Source organism: Dyella silvae (assembly GCF_026421305.1).
In the GTDB taxonomy this organism is placed as follows: Bacteria; Pseudomonadota; Gammaproteobacteria; order Xanthomonadales; family Rhodanobacteraceae; genus Dyella; species Dyella silvae.
In genome coordinates, this window is sequence record NZ_JAPJBQ010000002.1 from 647,387 (window position 1) to 668,651 (window position 21,265).

16 protein-coding genes are annotated in these 21,265 nt (G+C 61.5%); 11 read left to right on the plus strand and 5 right to left on the minus strand.

Annotated features, from left to right (window positions below; all coding sequences use genetic code 11):
* The first annotated feature begins 1 nt into the window (after position 1).
* The 4 genes from OQE56_RS07115 (at position 2) to panE (ending at position 5,717) form a co-directional block, all read left to right on the plus strand.
* A complete protein-coding gene (locus OQE56_RS07115) occupies positions 2-637 on the plus strand; it encodes a pilus assembly PilX family protein (protein ID WP_267222898.1) in 636 nt (211 codons plus the stop codon).
* A 61-nt stretch (positions 638-698) separates the two neighbouring features.
* On the plus strand, positions 699-4,124 hold the full coding sequence (locus OQE56_RS07120) for a PilC/PilY family type IV pilus protein (protein WP_267222900.1): 3,426 nt from the start codon (positions 699-701) through the stop codon (positions 4,122-4,124).
* 77 nt (positions 4,125-4,201) lie between these two features.
* Complete coding sequence (locus OQE56_RS07125) at positions 4,202-4,669, plus strand: type IV pilin protein (protein ID WP_267222902.1); 468 nt, start codon at positions 4,202-4,204, stop codon at positions 4,667-4,669.
* A 118-nt stretch (positions 4,670-4,787) separates the two neighbouring features.
* Positions 4,788-5,717, plus strand: coding sequence for a 2-dehydropantoate 2-reductase (gene panE, locus OQE56_RS07130; protein ID WP_267222904.1), 930 nt, complete (start codon positions 4,788-4,790; stop codon positions 5,715-5,717).
* 13 nt (positions 5,718-5,730) lie between these two features.
* On the opposite strand, the gene OQE56_RS07135 is transcribed toward panE, so the two are convergent.
* Positions 5,731-6,972 carry a patatin-like phospholipase family protein gene (locus OQE56_RS07135; protein WP_267222907.1) on the minus strand — a complete coding sequence of 414 codons (1,242 nt, stop codon included), beginning with the start codon at positions 6,970-6,972 and terminating at the stop codon, positions 5,731-5,733.
* Positions 6,973-7,142: 170 nt separating this feature from the next.
* Positions 7,143-9,269, minus strand: coding sequence for a M13 family metallopeptidase (locus tag OQE56_RS07140; protein ID WP_267222910.1), 2,127 nt, complete (start codon positions 9,267-9,269; stop codon positions 7,143-7,145).
* A 498-nt stretch (positions 9,270-9,767) separates the two neighbouring features.
* Between OQE56_RS07140 and OQE56_RS07145 the strand changes: the two genes are divergently transcribed.
* Positions 9,768-11,423 carry a phospholipase C gene (locus tag OQE56_RS07145; protein WP_267222912.1) on the plus strand — a complete coding sequence of 552 codons (1,656 nt, stop codon included), beginning with the start codon at positions 9,768-9,770 and terminating at the stop codon, positions 11,421-11,423.
* A 121-nt stretch (positions 11,424-11,544) separates the two neighbouring features.
* Positions 11,545-13,122 (plus strand): multicopper oxidase family protein, encoded by a 1,578-nt coding sequence (locus tag OQE56_RS07150; protein WP_267222914.1) that lies wholly within the window; start codon positions 11,545-11,547, stop codon positions 13,120-13,122.
* 69 nt (positions 13,123-13,191) lie between these two features.
* On the opposite strand, the gene OQE56_RS07155 is transcribed toward OQE56_RS07150, so the two are convergent.
* Positions 13,192-13,866, minus strand: a complete 675-nt coding sequence (locus OQE56_RS07155; protein WP_267222916.1) for a DUF502 domain-containing protein — start codon at positions 13,864-13,866, stop codon at positions 13,192-13,194.
* A 111-nt stretch (positions 13,867-13,977) separates the two neighbouring features.
* Positions 13,978-14,466: a DUF4442 domain-containing protein gene (locus OQE56_RS07160; RefSeq protein ID WP_267222918.1), complete on the minus strand. Its 489-nt coding sequence runs from the start codon at positions 14,464-14,466 to the stop codon at positions 13,978-13,980.
* 191 nt (positions 14,467-14,657) lie between these two features.
* On the opposite strand from OQE56_RS07160, the gene OQE56_RS07165 reads away from it, so the two are divergent.
* A complete protein-coding gene (locus OQE56_RS07165) occupies positions 14,658-16,610 on the plus strand; it encodes an alpha/beta hydrolase family protein (protein WP_267222920.1) in 1,953 nt (650 codons plus the stop codon).
* 46 nt (positions 16,611-16,656) lie between these two features.
* On the opposite strand, the gene trxA is transcribed toward OQE56_RS07165, so the two are convergent.
* Positions 16,657-17,520: a thioredoxin gene (trxA, locus tag OQE56_RS07170; RefSeq protein WP_267222922.1), complete on the minus strand. Its 864-nt coding sequence runs from the start codon at positions 17,518-17,520 to the stop codon at positions 16,657-16,659.
* A gap of 142 nt (positions 17,521-17,662) precedes the next feature.
* On the opposite strand from trxA, the gene OQE56_RS07175 reads away from it, so the two are divergent.
* Genes OQE56_RS07175 through OQE56_RS07190 form a run of 4 tightly spaced genes read left to right on the plus strand, consistent with a single transcriptional unit; the run spans position 17,663 to position 21,210 of the window.
* Positions 17,663-18,304 (plus strand): paraquat-inducible protein A, encoded by a 642-nt coding sequence (locus OQE56_RS07175; protein ID WP_267222923.1) that lies wholly within the window; start codon positions 17,663-17,665, stop codon positions 18,302-18,304.
* On the plus strand, positions 18,301-18,924 hold the full coding sequence (locus tag OQE56_RS07180) for a paraquat-inducible protein A (protein ID WP_267222925.1): 624 nt from the start codon (positions 18,301-18,303) through the stop codon (positions 18,922-18,924). The genes OQE56_RS07175 and OQE56_RS07180 overlap by 4 nt, the downstream gene beginning before the upstream one ends.
* Positions 18,917-20,599, plus strand: coding sequence for a PqiB family protein (locus tag OQE56_RS07185; RefSeq protein ID WP_267222928.1), 1,683 nt, complete (start codon positions 18,917-18,919; stop codon positions 20,597-20,599). The genes OQE56_RS07180 and OQE56_RS07185 overlap by 8 nt, the downstream gene beginning before the upstream one ends.
* Positions 20,596-21,210: a PqiC family protein gene (locus OQE56_RS07190; protein ID WP_267222930.1), complete on the plus strand. Its 615-nt coding sequence runs from the start codon at positions 20,596-20,598 to the stop codon at positions 21,208-21,210. The genes OQE56_RS07185 and OQE56_RS07190 overlap by 4 nt, the downstream gene beginning before the upstream one ends.
* The last annotated feature ends 55 nt before the right edge of the window (positions 21,211-21,265 follow it).

Genomic DNA, 21,265 nt, shown 5'->3' on the forward strand with positions numbered 1-21,265 from the left:
GATGCATCTTTTCCTAGCCAAGAATCTTCGTGGCCAACATCGCTGTGCCGCGCGCATCGCCGGCCGCGAGCGGCGAGTGCAACGCACGAACGGTCTGTTGTCAGGCCGACATGGCCAGCGTGGTGTGGCCGTCATCGTGGCTCTGATTTTGCTCGTGGTGGTGACGTTGGTCGGGCTCGCAGCTGTGCGAGGCACGATCATGCAGCAGAAGATGACGTCTAACTTCTATGACCGGGAAATTGCTTTCCAGGCTGCAGAGGCGGCGTTGCGGCAAGGTCAGGTGGCTGTGCAGGCGGCAGCCTCGCCGACGGTGTTTCGTGATTGCACCCCGACCAGCGCCAATAAGTGTTTGCCCAATCCGTTTAGTGATTCCACGTTGCCCGCCGGTGCGATCGTGACGGTGGCCACTACCGCATTCAAGTGGAGCACCTTGTCGCCTGGGGCGCCGCAGTACGTGGTCGAGTATCTGGGCAACTTCACCATACCGCCGCCGAGTGTTCATCAGCTTTCCAACTGCTCCGGCTATTCGCCGTGCGGGGCGATCAATACAGCGGACTTTTATCGCATTACTGCCCGTAGTTCGTCGACGACTGCCGATCGAGCAACGGTGACGCTTCAGTCGATATACCGACGCTAATCCGGGTTAGTTGTGTTGCCGAGCATTGATCGGCGCCAGCCAAAGAAAAATGGAAAGGACCATGTCCACCAAACACACGAAGCTGATGTGCTTCCTTGCGGGTCTGCTTGTTTCCGGTACAACGGTGGCGACCTCGTACGTCGACAACTTTTCCAGCACGAAGGCGAGTCTGGACTGGAAGGCGCTGAATGACGCTTGCCTTACTGCGGGCGTTTCGACGGTAACCAGCACCATCCCGGCGTGCGCGACCCAACTGGCGATGGGCAGTACGACCAAGTATGTGATCGCCGCAGCGGATGCCGACAAATCTGGCGCGCTTCGTTTGACGCCTGGAATGAATAACCAGACGGGTGCCATTCTTTCGAACTTCACGTTCAACCCCAGTCAGGGTCTGCAGGTCACCTTCACTACCTATACCTACGGTGGCGATAGCGGTGGCACCGCCAAGAATGGTGCTGACGGCATTTCCTTTCTACTAACGGATGGCACGTTTGCCGTTCCTTCCGTGGCGGGTGGCCTGGGCGGCAGCATGGGCTACAGCTGTTCAAACGGTAACAGTACCTACGAAGGACTGGCCAACGCTTATCTGGGCTTAGGCGTCGATGAATTCGGCAACTTTCTGAATAAGGGCGATAACACCAATACCGGCATCTACAACACCAACAACACGAATGGTGTGACGACCAATGGCAGCAACAGCTTCGCCAACAACGTCAGTGGGTCCGTATCTGCCGGATCAGGGCCGTATTATCAGCCTGAACGCATTGGCTTGCGTGGCGCGGGCAATACCACATGGGCGTGGTTGCAAAGCCAGAACCCAAGCTACTACTCGGATAGCACGGTAAATCAGAGCAAGGTTCAGGCCGCATGTAAGTCAGGGCAATACGTGGCCAGCGTCGATAGTTCAGGCAATAAGACGATGGCCACGATCCCGTACAACTATGCGGTGGTTCCTGGTGGATACGCCGTGCTGCCCGGTGGTTTTAAGAGCGGCAGTACCAGCACCTATGTCGCGGGCACTCAGCTCATTGCCGATAACGCAGTAACCACCCGGCTTAAATCGGACGGCAGCCAGAATGCGTGGCCGATCACTTATAAGCTGACCATTTCATCCAAGGGCCTGCTCAACTTTTCCTACAGCTACAACAACGGCGCCTACACGCCTGTGCTGACCAATGCGGACATTACGCAAAGTAGCGGCCCCCTTCCTTCGCTGTTCCGGTTTGGTTTTTCGGCAGGTACGGGTGGTAGCAATAACGTTCATGAAATTACCTGTTTCCAGGCGACGCCACTGCAATCTAACAGCAGTGCGGCGGCCAATACGGTGCAGTCCGGCCAGGTGAGGACCAACACGCAGGTCTATCTGGCTTCTTATTCCACCGATGGTTGGTGGGGTTCGCTCGTGTCGGATCAGGTGACGACGACGGGAGGCGTGGTCGGCGTGTCTTCAACGGCTAACTGGGACGCAAATTGCGTGCTCACGGGCGGCGGTTGCCCCAACATGGGCACGGATACCAGTGGTAATCCGACGAACACGATTACCGTACAGGCACCCACGGCCCGCACGTTGTTGACCTCTGACGACAGTACGGGGGCTGGCCTGGCGCTGCAGTGGTCCTCGCTTAATGCCAACGAAAAATCCGTTTTGAACAGTACGGATAGTGCTGGCCAATCGCGTCTCACGTGGCTGCGCGGCGACCGTACGAATGAACAGCTTCAGTCGTCGACGGGTACGTTACGAGCACGATCTGGCGTTCTGGGCGACATCATCAATTCGAGCCCGACCTGGGTGGGCCAGCCGACGTCCGGCAACTTCCCCGATGCGTTCAACGACTTCCTGTACGGCAACCCGTCAACCGCACCAGAGAATGCCTCGGGTGCCCAGGCGTATAGTGCTTTTGTGAGTGCCTACGCGACACGCCAGAATGTGGTTTACGTGGGCGGTAATGATGGCTTCATGCACGGTTTCCGTACCGGTGCCTTTAAGTCCGACGGCACCTATGACAGTTCCACCAATGACGGTCATGAAGTTATCGGGTTCATGCCTTCGGGACAGTTGGACCTATACGCGGCCGACTTGGCCAACCCCAAGTATGTTCACGACTTTGTAGTGGACGCCACGCCAGCGGTAGGCGACCTGTTCTATGGCAGTAAGTGGCATACATGGCTGGTGAGTGGCGTTGGCTCGGGTGGTGCCGAAATCTTTGCGCTCGACATCACCGATCCGACGACCTTCAAGGAAACCAACGCAGGAGCCACGGTGAAGGGCGACTGGATCAGCTCGAGTTCGGTGCTGCCAAACCTCGGGCAGACGGTTGGGACGCCGATTATCGTCAGACTTCACAACGGGCAGTGGGCGATCATTTTCGGCAACGGCATCAATCCTACCGGCGGCACGCAGACGGCTGGCATCTATATCGGCCTGGTGGATTCGACGTCCGGGGCGGTGACCTTTCAGTTCGTCAATACGGGGGCTGGTTCGGGCAGCAGTCCCAACGGCATCGCCTACGTGTCCTCTGCGGATCTGGATGGCGACCACATCACCGACTACGTGTACGGTGGTGATGTGCTGGGCAACGTCTGGCGCTTCGATCTCACCAGTAGCGATTCGACAAAGTGGGCAGCTTCCAAGCTTGGCAATACCACAGCAACACCGCTGTATATCGCCCAGGATGCCAGTAGTAATCGTCAGCCAATTACCACGGCCCCGGTGATAGCGTCGGTGCAGACGGGCAGCGTCAGCCGAGTCATGGTGTTGTTCGGTACCGGGCAGAAGACGCCGTTCACCAGCTCTAGCAGTGATGTGTACGCATCGGGTACCCAGACGTTCTATGGCATTTGGGACTGGGACATGAGCGGCTGGAACACGTCCTCCAGCGCATCTTCTTCCCCCGTTACCTATGCGAGTCTGAGTGGTACTCAAAGCTTTACTCGCACCAGTCTGTTGCAAGAGAAGGTCGTTTCGCAGTCGAGCACGGGCAACGGTGCTCAGGTATTGGGCTATCGGACGTTGAGCACCGGCAATCAGGTGTGTTGGCAGGGTAGTACCACCTGCACGCCCAGCACGACCAACACCCAATATGGCTGGTATTTCGATTTCCCCGATAGCCAGGAGCAGGTGATCTACAACCCGGCGCTCATCGGTGGCGCTGTGGTGGTGAGCTCGGCCGAGCCACCGGTGGTTTCTGCGCTGAAGTGTAACCCGGGCCTTCAGACAGGCTGGACCATGGCTTTCGATCCCGCGTCGGGTGGTGGCCTGAAGACCAGTTTCTTCCCCGATGCCAATGGCAGCTTCGGGTCGGGGTCAGATCCGTCGTCGGTCTCCGGTATCCGACTCGACGCGGTGGGTACGCCGACGGTGGTGACCTACGGTGGGCAGTCCTTTATCGTGACCCAGACCATCAAGGGCGTACCGTCGTTGAACCAGGTGAATCCCTCGAACGGCAACAGCCCGTCCCGCGTGTCGTGGCGAGAAATCAAACAGTGATGCTGGTGTAACACCGGGTGACGTCGGCGGCCGCGTTTGCGGTCGCCGATGCTTGCAGAGGCGATGAAGGGAACATCATGAACAGTCTTCCGAACACCCAGATAGCTCACCGCCGCTTCCAATGGGGCTTCACCCTGATCGAGTTGCTGATCACGGTGGCGATTGTCGCGATCCTAGCGGCGATTGCCGTTCCTTCGTACTCCAGTTACATCATCAAGACCCACCGCGTTGCTGCGGAAGGGTGCCTGTCGGCGTATGCGAATTACCTGGAGCGGTTCTATACCACCAACATGAGCTATAGCTCAGACTCTGGTGGCAATGCACCCGCTGCAAACAGCACCTTCGATTGTGCATCCGCCTCTCAGACGGGTTCCTACTACACGTACCAGTTTGCGACGGGTCAGCCGACAGCCACTACCTATACAATTCAGGCCGTTCCGCAGGGCGGTCAGACAAAGGATACGAAGTGCAGCACGGTGACTCTGGATCAAACGGGCACCCGTAATATCGTTGGGGGTACGGGCACGGTTAGCGACTGTTGGTAAGCGTTTCGATGTGCGTACTGGCAATGTAGCCCCGTGCGTTTCGCGGGTGGTGGCTGCCATGGTCAGGCATACTCAGATATGTGGGGTGCTGCCTCAACTGACCAAGAGAGTCTGAGCCATGCGAATTCTGGTGATTGGTGCGGGTGCCACCGGTGGCTACTTCGGCGGGCGTTTGCTTGAAAGCGGACAAGACGTCACCTTCCTCGTGCGTACCGGTCGCGCAGCGCAGCTGGCGCAGCACGGCCTGCAGATTCGCAGTGGGTTAGGCGATGTCTCGCTGCCGTCGCCGCCCATGATTCAGGCGAGTGAGTTGCGCGAGCCGTTTGACCTGGTGCTGCTTAGCTGCAAGGCGTATCACCTGCCGCAGGTGATCGACGACATGGCACCGGCGATTGGGCCGCAAACCACCATTCTGCCGATCCTCAACGGCATGCGGCATCTGGATCTGCTCGACGAACGATTCGGTGCGGATCGTGTACTGGGTGGCCAGTGCGTAATCGCAGCCACGTTGGATGCGCAAGGCACCGTGCGGCATCTGAATCAGTCTCACAGCCTTACGTTTGGCGAGCGGGATGGCGTGGTTTCCGCTCGCGTCGAGCGCGTGCTCAATGCCATGTCGAAGGCGAAGTTCGAGCCGCGCCTGAGCACCACCATCCTGCAAGATATGTGGGACAAGTGGGTATTTCTTGCCTCGCTGGCAGGTATGACATGCCTGATGCGCGCGCCGGTGGGCGACATCATGGCGGCGCCGGGTGGCGAAGAAGCAACGCTGCATTTGCTCGATGATTGCCGTCGCGTGGCAGAGCACAACGGACACTTGCCTGCTGAGGCGGTGCTTGCTCGTGCGCGCAGTGTGTTGACCGACGCAGGCTCCTCGTTGAGCGCATCGATGATGCGCGATCTGGAGCAGGGCGGTCAGATCGAGGCGGATCATGTCGTGGGCGATCTGCTTGCGCGTGCCGGAGCGCTGTCGCCTGAGCTGCTGATGCTGCGCACCGCATATACGCACTTGAAGGCGTATGAGGCTCGTCGATCACGCGGAAAGTGATCGACGTTGGTCCTCAGGGTTTTGCAGGCGTGATCACCGGGTCCTCTTGCGGGCAGGCGGGTGGCCCTGAGGGTGGCAGGCGATGTGCCATCAGGTTGCGGCGCAGGCCTTGTTCCGGCGTCACCCAGAGCTGGCCGCGTTCGGCGCAATCGGCTGCATAGTGGAACAGCGAAACCAGGTGTTTCCCGTCGAAGTCGATAAAGCTGTTCATGGGGTAGTCGGCCGGGATCGAGGTGATCTTGAAATCGACGCCGTACTGCTGGGAAAACTCGACCGTATCGGCAATGGCTTCGCGGGTCTTGAAGACGAGGCCGGCACCAAAGCTGCTGGTCAGTACGGTGAGTGTCTTCACGGGTGTTGTTTTGGGGAACCGATGCACTTGGCCGTTGACGATCATGTAGAGGTTGGCGCCTCGCAATGTCGACAACTGTCCGGGGCGTAGCACCGCAATCAGCGGCATGATGAATACGGGGGCGGTGACGCTGCCGTCGACGTGCAGTTCGTCGTAGTGGTGTTCACCGTCGTATACATGGATCAGTGTCGGCGGAAACATCCCCGGCACGCTCGCCGAAGCGATCAGCACATCACGAAATGTCTCGCGTGCGACTTCACCACCGCGGGCGGCGACGGCGCCGAGATTCCAGATCACCGTTTCCTGCTTATCGAGGTCGGTGGTGGCAACCAGCAGTCGTCGCCCTTTGGCGTCTTCGCGGGCGACGGCTTCAATCATCGCCGGCGTGACGAAGCCGTCCACCAGCTTGTAAAGCTTGCTGTGACCAACGCCCCGTGGAAACAGCAGGCGGGAGAACAGCGTGACTGGCGGCGGGCCCAACAGATTTGCCGTGCGATCCTCGCCTAATGCCTGGAGCATGGCGTCGTCCCAATCCGGACCCAGGTAGGCGAACGGTGCCAGCAGTGCGCCCACGCTCACACCGGTTACCAGCTCGTATTGCGGACGGTTATGGGCGCGGCTGAGTCCCGTCAGCGCGCCGACGCCGAAGGCGCCGCCCGCACCGCCGCCGGACAGCGCAAGGATATCGATGGAGCCGTCGGTGGCGGAGTCGCGAATGCCTTTGAAAAAACCGGGCGAGCGCTTGTCATACAGCTCCACGTCTGAGGCGAGCAGGCGCACCTGGGTGGTATAGCCTTCCGGCACGGCGCCGGAAATCAGGCGCGGTGGTGCGGGCTTGCGCGTCGCGACGCAGCCGCTGAGCGTCATCATCGCCAACAACAGCAGAATCGCCATCTGACGCATCACTGATCTCCGTGGTGCGCGCGCCAATGAGCCCCCGGTTCGTTGACGGCGTGTGGATGCAAACGATGCGACACGCGGCTGGCAAGGGCAAGGGCATGGGCAAGGGCCCAAGAAAAAAGGCGCCGCGTTTGCGCGCGGCGCCTTTTCGTCAGTCACAGGTCAGCGCTGGCTCACCAGATCTTCACCTGCTTGTCACCCGAGCGGACCATGGTGTCGCCGGGCTTGCACTGGAACGCCGTAGCGAACGCTTCCATGTTGGAAGGCGCGCCCATCGCGCGCAGCGATGCCGGTGCGTGCGGGTCGGTGTTGAGGCGAAGCAGGGCTTCCTTCTCACGGATGCTGCCGCGCCACACGCGTGCCCAGTTGAGGAAGAAGCGCTGGTCCTGCGAGTAACCGTCGATCTTCTCGCCGGCTTCCTGCGGGTTCTTCTTGAGAGCAACCTGCAGTGCGTCGAACGCCACGTTGATGCCGCCCAGGTCGGCGATGTTTTCGCCCAGGGTCAGCTTGCCGTTGACGTGCGCATCCGGCTTGTCCTTGATCGGCGTGTAGTCGTTGAACTGCTGCACGAGCTTGTCGGTGCGTGCATCGAACTTCTGGCGATCGTCCTTCGTCCACCAGTTGGCGTTGTTGCCGTCGCCGTCGAACTGGCTGCCTTCGTCGTCGAAGCCGTGGCTGGCTTCATGGCCGATCACTGCACCGATACCGCCGTAGTTGATCGCGTCATCGCCGTTGGCATAGAAGAACGGCGGCTGCAGGATCGCGGCCGGGAAGTTGATGGTGTTGTCGGTCGGGTTGTAATAGGCGTTGACCGTCTGCGGGGTCATGCCCCACTCGAGGCGGTCGGTCGGCTTGCCGATCTTGTTGAGGTCGTACTGGTAGTTGAACTTGGCGGCGGCCATCACGTTGCCGTAGTAGTCGCCCTGCTTGACGTCCAGGCCCGACCAGTCACGCCACTTGTCCGGGTAGCCGATCTTCGGCAGGAAGGTGTTCCACTTGGCGATGGCCTTTTCCTTGGTGGCGTCGCTCATCCAGTCGAGGTTCTGGATGCGCACCTTCAGTGCGTCGCGCACGTTGTCCACCAGTTCCTTGGCGCGTGCCTTGGCTTCCGGGGTAAACACCTTGGCCACATACAGCTGGCCCAGCGCTTCGCCCATCGACTCGTTCACGCCGCCGAGCACGCGCTTCCAGCGCGGCTTCTGCTCCGGCTGACCGGCGAGGGTCTTGCCGTAGAAGTCGAACTTGTTGTCCTGGAAGGCCTTGCTGAGGAACGGCGAGGCGTCGTCGATGGTGTGGTAACGCAGGTAGGCCTGCCACTGGTCGATCGGCGCGCTGGCCAGCAGCTTGTCGAACTCGGCCATGAACTTCGGCTGCGACAGCGAGAAGCCCTTCTCGACGGTCACGCCCTGCGCCTTGAAGAAGTCATCCCAGCTGAAGTGCGGGGTGATCTTGTCGGCTTCCTTCACGGTCACGAAGTGGTACTGGTTTTCCGGCGTGCGCATTTCCACCGGAGCCAGCGAGGCCTTGGCCAGTTCGGTTTCGAAGGCCAGCACCTGATCCGCCTGCTTCTTGGCGTCGGCGTCGGACACGCCGGTCAGCACCAGTGCCTTGGTGATGTGATCGACGTAGGCGTCGCGGATCTCTTTGTATTTCGGATCGAGGTAGTAATCCTTGGTCGGCAGCCCCAGGCCCGCCTGCATGGTGAAGGCGATCTGCATCTTGGCGTCCTTGAAGTCGGCGCCCGAGCCGAACTGGAACACCTGCATGTCACCCTGCGCAAAGCTCTGGGTGAGGTAGCTGGCCACGTCCTTGCCGGTCTTCAGCGCAGCGATGGCGTCGAGCTTCGGCTTGATCGGCTCGAAGCCGGCCTTTTCGATGGCGGCGTCGTCCATGCCCGAGGCGTACAGGTAGCCGATCTTCTGCTCGATCGAACCCGCCTTGGCGCTGGCGGCGTCCTTGGCGGCGGCGTCGACGATCTCGTGCTGGGTGTTGAGGCTGTCGTCAGCCAGCTTGTCGAAGGCGCCCCAACGGGTGCGGTCGTTCGGGATCGGGTTGGCGGCCACCCACTTGGCGTTGACGAAACCGTTGAAGTCCTGGCATGCCTGGCCGGCGTCACCCAGTTCGGCCACATCGAACACGCTCTTGGGCGCGGCCGGAGCGGCGGCCGTGGTGCTGGCGGCGGCGGGTGCGGTGCTGCTGGCCGCCGGGGCCTTTTCGGCCTCTTCGTGCTTGCCGCAGGCGCTAAGCGACAGGGCGAGGCTCACGGCGAGCGCAATGGGCTTCATATAAGGCTTGGTCATGGAACTCCCTCGGTTGGATCGATACCCGTCTCGGCGGGCGATGGTGGTGGCGACCACTGGGGTCCTGAGACTCCCCCGTATCGCGCGAACGACTCTGCAGGCTAGGCCGCAAGTCATGGTGCAGGTAGTGTCAAAGGTCAGGGGGAGCGCCGTCTATCAGAGTTTTTCGGCAGCGGTCACGGGCCTTCGCCGCGGCCGGTTTCGGCCGGGCGCGAGCCGTGGGCCGCAGGGCCGCACTCTATGGCCGGGCCGGTGAGTGAGCGGCCTTCGAGGACCGGCTGTGGAAGGCAGGGCGCTGTTGCGTACCATGGCGCTCGTGAGTCTGCTCAACGTGTTGCCTGCGCCATTGCCGGCAAATGTTCTACGCATGTAACACACGCAAAATATCGCAGGAAAATACGGTGTTTTGCTGTTATTCGCTTGTCACCTTGACTGCCTATCGTCCGCGCATTCAGCGCTTGAGGGGAAGCGCTTCACCGCGACCGAAGGGAGTCTTCCATGCGAAACAAACTCGCAGTCTGTCTTGCCGCCTGTGTTCTAAGCGTTTCCGCCATTTCCCTCGCCCAGATTCCCGTCCACGCAGAAGATGCCTACTGGCACCACGGCGCTCACACGGCGACGCCGATCAAGCATCTGGTGGTGATCTTTCAGGAGAACGTGTCGTTCGATCATTACTTCGGCACGTATCCGAACGCCGCGAATGCCCCGGGTGAGCCGACGTTCTACGCACGTCCGTTCACGCCCAAGGTCAATGGCCTGAGCACAGCGCTGCTCGCCAATAATCCGAACAAAGCCAACAACGCCAATGGCACGGGTGCCATCAACCCGTTCCGCCTGTCGCGCGCGCAGGCCGCCACGGCGGACCAGGACCACGACTACGGTCCGGAGCAGCAGGCGTTCAACGGCGGCGCGATGGATCTGTTCCCCAAGTACACCGGTTCGGGTGAAACGCTGCCCGGCGCGCCTGCCGATGAGAATGGCAACGGGCAGGTGATGGGCTACTACGACGGCAACACCGTCACCGCGCTGTGGAACTACGCGCAGCGCTTCGCCATGAGTGACAACAGCTACAACACCACCTTCGGTCCTTCCACGCCCGGTGCGATCAACCTGATCTCGGGTCAGACCAACGGCGTGACGCAGACGCTCAACGGCACGGCGAACGAAATCGCCGATGGCCAGGGTGGCCTTACCCTGATCAGCGATGCTGATCCGATCGGTGATGTGTGCTCGTCGCCGACCGGCAATCAGGTGCAGCTCGGCGGCCCGAACGTGGGCGATCTGCTGAACAAGTCAAACATCACCTGGGGCTTCTTTGAGGGCGGCTTTGACCTGACCCGGCAGAACGCCAATGGCAGCACCGGTTGCAAGCGCACCACCAAGTCTGGCGTGACGCAGGTGACCAAGGCGGACTACATCCCTCACCATCAGCCGTTCCAGTACTACGCGTCCACCGCCAACCCGACGCACGTGCGTCCGACGTCGGTAGCGATGATCGGCCATCAGGGTGATGCGGCGAACCACCAGTACGATCTCCATGATTTCTATGCGGCCGTTGAAGCGGGCAACTTCCCGTCGGTGAGCTTCCTCAAGGCGTCCGGTTACCAGGACGGTCACGCCGGTTACTCCGATCCGCTGGACGAGCAGCAATTCATCGTGCACGTGATGAACTTCCTGCAGCAGCGTCCGGAGTGGCGCGATACGGCGGTGGTCATCGCTTATGACGATTCCGATGGCTGGTACGACCATCAGGCTGCGCCGCGTGCGAATGCTTCGAACACCATGGCCGACGCGCTCGATGGCCAGGGTGTATGTGCGGCGCACGGCACGCTGCCTGGCGTGAACAGCAAGGGTCAGCCGGTGCAGGGTCGTTGCGGTTACGGTCCGCGTCTGCCGCTGCTGGTGATTTCGCCGTGGGCACGCAGCAACCATGTCGATCACACGGTGACCGACCAGTCGTCGGTAACGCGCTTCATCGAAGACAACTGGCTGCACAACGAGCGCCTCGGCGGCGGTTCCTTTGACGCCGTGGCCGGCACGTTGAACAACCTGTTCGACTTCTATCAACCGCACCCGAATCACCGTCGCCTCTTCCTTGATGAGCAGACGGGCCAGCCGGTGAAGAAGTCGGGCGATCACGACTCGGACGACTGAGTCACCGTAAAGTGCTATCACGCGCCCCGGACAACGGTCCGGGGCGTTTCGTTTTGATCATTTCGTTTCGATAGGGAGGTGACAGGCTTTGCATCCCTCGCGTCGTCGCTTTCTTCAGGGCATGAGTCTGCTGGCGGGTGCCAGTGCGCTGCGTGCCATAGGCGCGCCCATGGCCATGTCCATGGCGGCGGGCAAGAGTAAAGGTCTTTGCCAGCATGTCATTGCGGATCAGACCAGCATGCCGCGACTGCTGGATCCGTCGCGCCTTGCGCCTTTCGTCGATCCGTTGCCCGTTCCCGAAGTGCTGCGCGCCAAGGCGGGTGAAACGCTGCGCATTACCATGCGCGAAAGCGCGCAACGCCTGCATCGCGATTTGCCGCCCACACGCTTATGGACGTACGGCAACACCATGCCCGGTCCCACCATCGAAGCGCGTAGCGGCGAAATCGCGCATGTCGAGTGGATCAATCGCCTGCCGCAGCATCATTTTCTCCCCATCGATCACCATATCTGCGGTGCCGAGGCGGATCAGCCGGAAGTGCGTGGCGTGGTGCATGTGCATGGCGCGCGCGTTCCCGCGGCCGATGATGGTTATCCCACCAACTGGACGGTGCCGGCGCAGTCGCGCCGGCAAACGTATCCCAACAAGCAGGATGCGGCGCCCCTGTGGTACCACGACCACACCATGGGCATCGAACGTTTGAATCTCTATGCCGGCCTGTTCGGCATGTACCTGTTGCGTGATGAGCACGAGCTGTCGCTGGGTTTGCCTGACGGCGAGCACGAGCTGCCATTGGTGCTGTGCGATCGCTTACTGACTGAGGACGGCCAGCTCTACTACCCAGTGTCAGGTATCAGTGATGCGCCGTGGGTGCCTGAAGTGTTTGGCAACGCAATGCTGGTCAATGGTGCCTTGCTGCCGCGACTTGATGTGCAGGCGCGCCGTTATCGTTTTCGCGTGCTCAATGCCGCTAATGGGCGTTTCTTTCGTCTGAGCTTGCGCGGGAAACGGCCGTTCCTGCAGATCGGTAGTGACCAAGGGTTGCTGGCGGCGCCGGTCACGCAGACCAGTCTGTTCCTGGCGCCCGGTGAACGGGCGGATCTGGTGATCGACTTTGCGGAACTGGCGGGTGGCGAGATTGAGTTGTTCAACGATGCCTTGCCGCTGATGCAGTTCCATGTGGCGGCGGGCAAAGTCAACGATACGAGCCGCGTGCCATCGGTGTTGCGCGATGTGCCGCGCATGCCGGAGTCAAAAGCGACCCATACGCGCGTGCTTTCCATCGACGAATATACCGATTGCGTGCAGCAACCCATGCTCATGCTGCTGGATGGCAAGCACTGGCATGACCCGGTGAGCGAAAAGCCGCGTTTGGGTAGCACTGAGATATGGAGTCTGGTGAACCTCACCAGCGACACGCACCCCATCCATCTGCATCTGGTGCGTTTTCAGATTCTCGACCGGCGGCCCTTCGACGTTGATCAGTACCTGGCGTCCAAGACCCTTCGTTACACCGGCCCGGCGCAACCGCCTCCGCCGCACGAAGCGGGGTGGAAAGACACAGCCCAGGTGTATCCCGGCATGGTAACGCGCTACATCATCACGTTCGAAGGCTATACCGGACGTTATGTGTGGCATTGCCATCTGCTGGAGCACGCGTCGAACGAGATGATGCGGCCGTTCGAGGTGGTGGCGTAAGGCGAAGAGATAGGAGTGAGAAGTGAGGAGCGAGAGAGTGCCTTCTCTCCGCTCTTCAACGGTGTAGCTTCATTCGGTGCCCGCAGATGCGCCGCGAAGGGCGGCGGGCGAAGCCGGCAAGGTATCCGGCGCCACCGCGCCACCTGAAATGATGAAAGCCATGGCCTGGTCCATGGTCCAGTCGGTGGGGGTGAGTTCGTCCACCGCGACGACTTCCAGATAGCCGCCAGTCGGGTTGGGCGTGGTGGGGATGTAGACGGCGGCCATCTCGCGGCCGGTGCCTTCTTCCATCATCACGCGCGTGACGAAACCAACCACCTTCATGCCCTTGCGCGGGAAATCGATCAGCACCACGCGCTGCACACCAGAGGGCTTCTGCTGCAGCACGGCCATCAACTTCTTGGTGCCGCCATAGATGGTCTGCACCAGCGGGATACGCGCCAGCAGCGCGTCAAAGCCATCGATAAGGCGCTGGCCGATCACGCGATTGGCGAGCCAGCCCAGCAGATACAGCACGCCCAGCGTCAGCAGCAGAGCGAGCACGAAGGTGATCCATGCATTGTTGAGCGCCATGCCTGCCCACGGGGAGGCGGATGACAGTGTGGTCAGCAAGGCCGAGGCCAGCGGCGTACCGATGCCGGCGAGCATGCTCAGCACAAACTTGAACACCACCCACGTTACCCACAACGGAATAAACGTAAGCAGGCCGGTGAACAGATAACGCTTGATACGCAGACGTTTCATGGGGGATGCCGGGGCAGAGGATGGGGCATTGTCCCACGGGGACTAGCTTCGCGTCGTACGCGATATGCCGCCTGCTAGGTTCCTTCGATGGCTTGCGCCGCGCGTCAGCAGTTATGCGGCTCGGGCCAGTTCTTCGCTAGTGGCTTCCACGCGCGCCTTGGGCTTCAGCCGCACATACAACTGCTTGCGCACGCGGGCCACGACTTCGCCACTGCGCGTAGTGATGTCCACGTCGAACCAGCGCAGCACTTTCTCGCCGCCGGCCGCTGCGGCACGCAGCTCATCGACCATCGACGATTCCAGCCTGAAGTGGGCGTACACGTCCTCGCGTCCCGGCGAGACGAAGTCAATCGCGCCGGCCTTGTCCCACACAAAGTAGTCGTTGCCCAGTTGATGCATGGCCAGCAGCATCCAGAACGGATCGGTCATGGCGAACAGGTTGCCGCCGAACTGGGTGCGCACGTAGTTGCGGTTCCATGGGCGCAGGCGCAGTACGACACGAAGCTCCGACCAGTCTTCGGATACGTACTGGACGCGGATGCTGTTGAACAGAAAGGGAGGCCAAAGGTTCATCAGGCGGCGGAAGGTGGAGGCGCGCATCGGAGACTGGGGTAATGATTGGAGGCCAACTATACTCAAAACATACGCGCAAGTATGGTTCCGGTGCGCATTCGCTGATCGGACCGTAAGAAGCCGCGGAAATGTCATGTGCTGCCCCGCTGCCGCCGGACTCCGTGCCTATACTTCGTCCGGCGACGGCGCGAGGGGCGCCGCGGCACAAAGGGGACATCATGAGAAAGGGAATCTGGCGCGCAGCGTTCTGCGTGCTCAGCGTGTTGCCGTACCCGTTGTTTGCTTCAGGCGTGGCGTTTGAGGACCTTGCACGCCACCTGCAGTTTAGCGAAGTGAAGATTTCGCCCGACGGTCGTCATATCGCAGCGACGACTGTGGTCAAGGATAAGCCGTTGCTTGCGCTGCTCGACCTGGACACCAAAAAGGGCGCGATGGTCACGCCACGCCAAGGCAATCAGGTCATCGACTTCTGGTGGGCCGGCAACAACCGCATCATCTATACCGAGGGCACCAAGGTGTCCGGCTGGGACCAGCCATTCAGCACAGGCGAAATCTTGGCCACCAATGCTGACGGCACCAATCCCAAGGTTCTGTACGGCTTTCGCCAGGGGACGCGCGCCCATGTGGAGGTCATCAGCACGTTGCGCGACGATCCCAAGCACATTCTCATTTCTGTATCGCCGTGGGATACCGGCGCGGAAGGTGCCTTCAACGATATCTATCGGCTTGATGTCAACGATGGCACTACGCGCCCGATAGGCAAGGCGCCGTTCCGTAACGCCAGCTTCATCACTGACAACCATGGGGCGGTGCGTTTCGCCGAGGGTTACGACAGCCATTCCTATCCAGTGATCTATTACCGAGAGGGCGACGATAAGCCGTGGACGTTGCTATTCCAGGGAACGATCGACAAATCCGTGCCGCTGCCGTTGGACTTCAGTCGCGACAACAGCAAGGTGTATATGTCGTGCGCGGCAGATGGCAAAGTCGATGCACTTTGCCTGTGGGACGTTGCCACCCATAAGATGGGCGAGCCCGTGTGGAGCAGCCCTACAGTCGACATCAGTCGACTCGTTTACACCCTCGATGGCTTGGACGTGGTGGGCGTGTATTCCGACCCGGGTGCGCCGACGGCCGAGGCGTTCGTTGCTGGCTCCGACACCATGAAGGTCATCGGTTCTCTGTCGCGATCCATGCCCGGTGAGAGCATTCGCATCGTATCCAGTTCGCACGACGGCAGCAGGTCCATTGTGTTGGCGCATTCGTCGATGGACCCGGGTACGTTCTATCTGTGGGACAACGCCGCCGGCAAGGCAACAGCGCTGTTGCAGCGTGCGAGCTGGATCAATCCCAATCAGATGGCGGTCATGCAGCCCATTGAATTCAAGGCGCGAGACGGGCTAACCATTCACGGCTACCTCAGCATGCCGCCAGGCAAGGAGGAAGCGAAGCACCTGCCGTTGGTGATGTTCATCCACGGCGGTCCTTTCGGCATCCGAGATCATTGGGGGTACGACCCTACCGTGCAGGCATTGGCCACGCATGGCTATGCCGTGCTTCAGGTGAACTATCGCGGCTCGGGTGGTTATGGTCATTCCTTCATGCATGCCGGCTACAACGAGTGGGGCGGCAAGATGCAGGACGATGTCACCGATGCTACGCAATGGGCGATCCAGCAGGGCATCACCATGCCGGGGCACGTCTGCATTTTTGGTGGCAGCTATGGTGGCTACGCGGCGTTGGAAGGGGTGATGAAAGAGCCTGACCTTTACCGCTGTGCGATCGGTTATGTGGGGGTGTACGACTTGCCTCTGATGCTGACGCGCGGCGATGGTTCCGAAAGCACTATGGCCAGGAACTTTTGGCGCTCAAGACTCGGTAGTGATGAACCAACTCTGGGAGCGCGGTCGCCGGTAAACCAGGTGGATCGCCTGAAAGCCAGCGTCATGCTCATCGCCGGCGGCAAGGATGTGCGGGTGCCGCCTGTGCATGCCGAGCACATGCGCGCCGCGCTCGACAAGCGTGGCGTTGCCTACGAGTGGCTCTACAAGCCCGATGAAGGGCATGGCTTCTACGACGAAAACAACAATACGGAGCTATTGCAGCGCGTCACGCAGTTCCTCGACCGCAACATTGGCACGGGCAGTCCGGTGGCCGCTGGCTCGCCGTGAGGAAAGCGGTCCGGCATCACCTATGCGGTGATGCCGGACCCATGTTTCAGAACAGCAGCGAAGCCATGCGACGGCGATAACGGCCGACCAGTTCAGCATCATCCAGCGTGGCAAAGGCGGCGAGCAGCCGCTTCTTGGCCTGGCCTTCGTTCCAGTCGCGTGCTTTTTCCAGAATGGCGAGGAACTGCTCGAGACCGGCGATCGCATCGCCTTCCAGCAGCAGACGTACGCCCAGCAGATCGCGCGCGGCCCAGTCGCTGCCATCGGCCTGGATGCGTTGTTGCAGTTCTGGCAGGGAAGGGGCGCCCTTCAACGCGCGTGCCAGATCGAGCTGACTGCGCAAGCGCACGGCGCGGGCATCGGTGGCGAGGTTGGCGGGCAGGGACGTGAGCTCGGCCTCGGCGGCGTCGGCCTGACCGGCACGCATCAGGGCCAGGGCCAGATCGAGCCTGAGCTCGGTGTTGTCCGGCTCGGCCGCCATGGCCTGCTGGATCCGGTTGATGGCGTCTTCCGGCGACTCGGGCGTGGCCTGGAGGGTGTCCTGGCCGTCGCCTTCCTGCGGCTGGACGTGACGCGTGAGGAATTCGCGAATCTGGCCTTCCGGCAGTGCGCCGGCAAAGCCGTCCACAATCTGACCATCCTTCACCAGCATCACGGTAGGGATGCTGCGGATGCCGAACATCGCCGCCAGTTGCTGCGACTTGTCCACGTCTACCTTGGCCAGCCGGAACCCGCCATTGAACTCGGCAGCAAGCTTCTCCAGCATCGGGCCGAGGGTCTTGCAGGGGCCGCACCAGGTTGCCCAGAAGTCCACCAGGATCGGGGTGGTCAGCGAGGCTTGCAGCACCTCGGCTTCAAAATTGTCCTCGCGCACGTCAAAGACATGCGTATCGGCGGTCGTGGCACTCACTGGGGACTCCCGTTGACGAATGGCCCTCACATCAGGGCAACAGGCAGCATATCAAGGTCTCGCGTGCGCGCTCCTGTACCTTAGTGAAGGGGTGCCCAAGGACCTATCGGCGTTTGACATCGATATTTGCGAAAATCCCCCTATGACCATGCCAGTGCAAGGCATCAAACCCGCCATTGCTCCGCCCACGATGTGGATCTGTGAGCATTGCGACTCGGTATATCAGCGGCGCGTGCTTGCCTGTGGCGAGGTTGCGCGCTGCACGCGCTGTGGCGCATTGCTGGCGCGCCATCACTACCTGGGCGTGCGGGGCATGCTGGCGCTGGTGCTGACGGCGATGGTCGTCTTCGTGCAGGCCAATATCTGGCCCATCGTCACCCTGGGGCTTAACGGGCATATGATCAGCACCACGCTGTGGGGCTGCATTGTGATGATGTGGCACGAACACTCGCAGGTGGTGGCGATCATCGCGGCCTGCACCCTGTTTTTCTTTCCCATCGGCAAGATGCTTTTGCTGGGCTGGGTGTTGTTGTATGCCCGCCAGGGAGTGCGCGCGCCGGGCTTCCGCTGGGCCATGGTGACGCTGCACCAGATCGGGCCGTGGACCATGAGCGAGGTGTTTGTGCTCGGCACCCTGGTAGCTATCGTCAAGGCGCACATGTATTTCGACGTGGTACCGAACGCAGGCGTCTTCGCTTACGGCGTACTGATGCTGATCATCACCGCATTCGCCAGCATCGATGTGCGCGAGCTGTGGGATGTCACCGTGGATCGGCCCGCGTGAATAACTTGCCGCGAGCCAGGGATCTGGGCCTGATCGGTTGCCATGTGTGCGGCATGGTGTGCCGTGATATTCGTACAGACGGTGCCATGTGTCCGCGCTGCGGTTCGGCGTTGCATCACCGTAAGACTGCCAGCTACGTCCGCTGCTGGGCTCTGCTGATTGCGGCCTTTTTCTTCTATATCCCCGCCAATGTGCTGCCGATCATGCGTACGGTGAGCGTGGGTGACGTGGACGACAACACCATTTTCAGCGGCGTCATCGAGCTGTGGGTGAAGGGGTCGCCCGATCTTGCCATCATTGTGTTCACGGCCAGTATCGTGGTGCCGGTGCTCAAGTTCTTTGCGCTGGGGCTGCTATTGATCAGCTCACAGCGGCGCAGCGGGTGGGCGCAGCGTCAGCGCGCCAAGCTGTTTCGGCTGGTCGAGTTCATCGGCTACTGGTCGATGCTGGACGTGTTTGTGGTGGCGCTGCTTACAGCGCTGGTGCAGTTCGGTTTTTTCAGCCAGGTGGAGCCGCTGCCTGGCGTGGTGTTCTTCGGCCTCACGGTAGTCATTACCATGGTGGCCTCGATGACGTTTGATCCGCGACTGATCTGGGATGGCAGGGACTACGATGACTGAGGACAACAAGCCGATCCCCGACGCCCTGCCCGAACCGGAGGTGCAGCGGCCGCGTATCAATGCCTCGCTGGTCTGGCTGGTGCCGATCATCGCGGCCCTGGTTGGCCTGTCGCTGGTCATTCACTCATGGGTGGAAGCGGGCCCCACCATCACCATCAGCTTCCTGACGGCCGAAGGGCTGGATCCGGGCAAGACCCCGGTGAAGTACAAGAACGTGATCATTGGCCGCGTCACCGCCGTGCATCTGAGTCAGGACCGCTCGCGCGTCGTGGCGAAGGTCGCGCTGGAGAAGAGTGCTCAGGGCTTTGCTACCGCCGATACGCGCTTCTGGGTCGTGCGGCCGCGCATCGGCCTGGGCGGTGTGTCGGGCATCGACACTCTGTTGTCCGGCGCATTCATCGGCGCTGATGTGGGCCAGTCGCAGGACGGCAAAACCGATTTCGTGGGCCTGGAAATCCCGCCGGCGATCACCCATGACGCTCCGGGCAAAACCTTCAGCCTGCATTCCGATGATCTGGGCTCGCTCGATATCGGCTCACCCATCTATTTCCGCCGCATCCAGGTGGGGCGTGTCTCTTCCTATTATCTGGACCAGGACGGCAAGGGTGTGACGCTCCAGATTTTTATCGACGCGCCGAACGACCAGTTCGTCACCACCTCGTCGCGCTTCTGGAATGCGAGCGGCATCGACGTATCGCTGGGTGCCGACGGCCTGAAGGTGAGCACGCAATCGCTGGCCACCGTGCTGGCCGGTGGTGTGGCCTTCCAGGATCCGCCCGGCCCGCACGACATCACGCCGGCCCAGGAGAACGGGGAATTCCGTCTGTTCAACGACCGCGCCACGGCCATGGCGCCACCGGACGGTCCGCCGAAGTACATCCGCATGCGCTTTGAACAGTCGCTGCGCGGATTGACGGTGGATGCGCCGGTGGAATTCCTCGGCGTGCCCTTCGGGCGTGTGGTCTCGGTGAACCTCGACTTCGACGAGAAGACCCAGACCTTCCCGACGGTGGTGGGTGCTGTGGTGTATCCGGCACGTCTGGGCAAGGCGCACGACAAGCTGGTGGCCCTGGCCAAGGCGCGTGGCGACGACGAGCAGATGTCCCAGATGATGGGCCGCCTGGTCGAGCACGGCCTGCGCGCGCAGGCCCGCACCGGCAATCTGTTGACCGGGCAGCTCTACATCGCGATGGACTTCCAGGCAAAGGCGCCCAAGGTTGCCTTCGATGGCACCGCCAAGCCGCTGGAGATTCCGACCGCTCCTGGCGACTTCCAGAAGCTGCAGGAACAGCTGGTCGATATCGTCGGCAAGATCCAGAAGATTCCGTTTGACAGCATCGGCAAGAACCTCGACCAGTCGTTGGCCGAGCTCAACCAGACACTTAAGCAGGTCAACACCGGTGTGCTGCCCGAGGTGAAGACCACCTTGAAGGGGGCGCAGCAGACGCTGGGCACCGCTAACAACGCCCTGGCGCCTGACTCGCCGCTGCAGCAGAACCTGGGCGGCACCCTGCAGGAGCTGCAGCGGGCCGCGCGTTCGCTGCGCGTGCTCACCGATTACCTGGGCGATCATCCGGACGCGCTACTGCGTGGCCGTCGTGCCGATGACAAACCGGCGCAGACGCTGCCACAGCCTCCGCCGCCCAGCGCACCATCACAAGGGAGCAAGCCATGAGTCGCTGGGGATACGGGAACCTGACCGCCGCGGTGTTGGCGCTGGTGCTGGGGGCCTGCAGCTCCGTACCGGCTACGCGCTATTACACGTTGGTGCCACCCGCGGGCGGCGAGTCCACGGTGGTGCCTGCCGTGCAACCGTTCCAGTTCGAGCTGCTGCCCGTAGCCATCCCAGCCCAGGTCGACCAGCCCCAACTGGTCGTGCGCCAGGGCGGGCAGGGCGTGGCCGTGTTACAGGGTGAGCGCTGGGTGGCGCCATTGAGCGACGAACTGCGCAGCGCCTTGTCGGCCGACCTGGCCCGCGACTTCCGTGCGCAGGACGTCAGCGGACTGGCCAACCAGGGCAAGTCCGCCGTGAGAATCAAGCTTGACGTACGCCGCTTCGAATCGGTGCCGGGCAGCTATGCCTATATCGACGCGGTCTGGAGCGTGCGCTCGCCGAAGGGCGGGGAGCCGCTGGCTTGCACCAGCCGCATCAGCGAAACGGTGGGCCAGGGATATGACGCCTTGGTGCAAGGCCATCAGCAGGCGGTCCACCGCCTGGCCGGCCAGATCGGCGTGGTCGCCGGCACCATCGTGGCCGGGCAGGTAGCCCGCTGCCCCGAGGGCTGAGTTCCCTCGGCTCTGTGGGAGCGCACTTTGTGCGCGGCAAGTCAGCGAGGCAGCA